The sequence below is a fragment of the Nonomuraea typhae genome (assembly GCF_009760925.1).
In the GTDB taxonomy this organism is placed as follows: domain Bacteria; phylum Actinomycetota; class Actinomycetes; order Streptosporangiales; family Streptosporangiaceae; genus Nonomuraea; species Nonomuraea typhae.
This window is the reverse complement of record NZ_VRLV01000047.1, coordinates 1-1242: the sequence shown is the minus strand read 5'-3', so window position 1 is coordinate 1242 and position 1242 is coordinate 1. Positions and strand designations below refer to the sequence as shown.

The 1242-nt window shown below is 65.6% G+C and carries 1 protein-coding gene; it reads right to left on the bottom strand.

The features are described 5' to 3' along the window. Positions 1-950, bottom strand: a 950-nt coding sequence (locus FVE25_RS53635; RefSeq protein WP_157255259.1) for an SLC13 family permease, incomplete at its 3' end; no start/stop codon positions are given. Between the last annotated feature and the right edge of the window lie 292 nt (positions 951-1242).

The following is a 1242-nucleotide window of genomic DNA, read 5'->3' as shown; positions in this document are numbered from 1 at the left end:
ACTTTGCCGCCGAGGAAGTCGATGGTGCCGACGCGTTCCATGAGGCTGACGTAGGTGACGATGCCGCAGATGAGCAGGACGGTGGGCCAGGCGATCTGGCCGACGGCGTCTTTGGCGCCCTTGGGGGAGACGAGGGAGAGGACGACGGCGACGGTGATGGCGGTGAAGCCGACGTCGAGGCCGAAGAACAGGGCGCCGCCGGCCAGGATGATCAGGCCGGTGAGGGTGAGGACGCGCTCCTTGTTGAGCACGACCAGGTCGGTGCCTGCGGGAGCGAGTACGGCGGTGCCGCCACCACCACCCCCGCTCGGGATCTCCGGCTCCTTCGGCTGCTCCTTCCCTCGCCGTACCAGGTCCCGGCCGCCGAACATGAGGAAGACCAGGGCCGAGAGCGCGACGTTGAACGCGAAGGTGCTGATGAACAGCAGGCCGGGGTCGCCCGGCAGGTTGTTGCGGGTGACGACGCCGTTGACGATGCTGCCGAAGATGCTGATGGGCGAGAAGCCGCCCGCGCTGGCTCCGTTGATGATGAGCAGGCCCATGAGCATGGGGTTGATCCGGCAGCGGGTGGCGAAGCCCATCCCGACGGGCGCGGTCAGGGCGACCGCGGCGGGAACGACGGCGCCCACGGCGGTGAGCAGCGCGGTGACCAGGAACATCATCCACGGGATGAGCGCGATCCGGCCGCGGACCAGCCGTACCGCGGCTTGGACGAGCCAGTCGACCGTGCCGTTGGCTTTGGCCATGGCGAACAGGTAGGTGACCCCGACGAGGATGACGAACAGGTCGCCGGGGAAGCCCCCGACGATGTCGTCCTTGCCCTCGCCCAGCACGAAGGCGCCGACCATGAAGGCGGCGACGAAGGCCAAGGCCCCCATGTGCACGGGCAGGACGGTGGCGACGAGGAAAACTGCAGCTAGAACGATGATCGTTATGACCTGCACCGACATGCGGGGGGACTCCATCGGTCTTGAGGTTGCACCAAGGTTTCCGGAATGTGAAAACTTCCTTCCGCCTGGCGAGAGTATGACCTCGCTCACATTGGGCGTCAAGACTTCTCAGGATCCATCGACTACGCTTAACTTCCGTATAGCGAGAATATTTTTCCGTATAGTGGAAGAGAGGGTGTGTTCTGATGAGTTACCCCGCCGGCCGCCACTTCCTGCAGATCCCCGGCCCGACCAACGTGCCCGACAGCGTGCTGCGGGCCATGTCGGCGCAGACGATCGATCACCGCGGGCC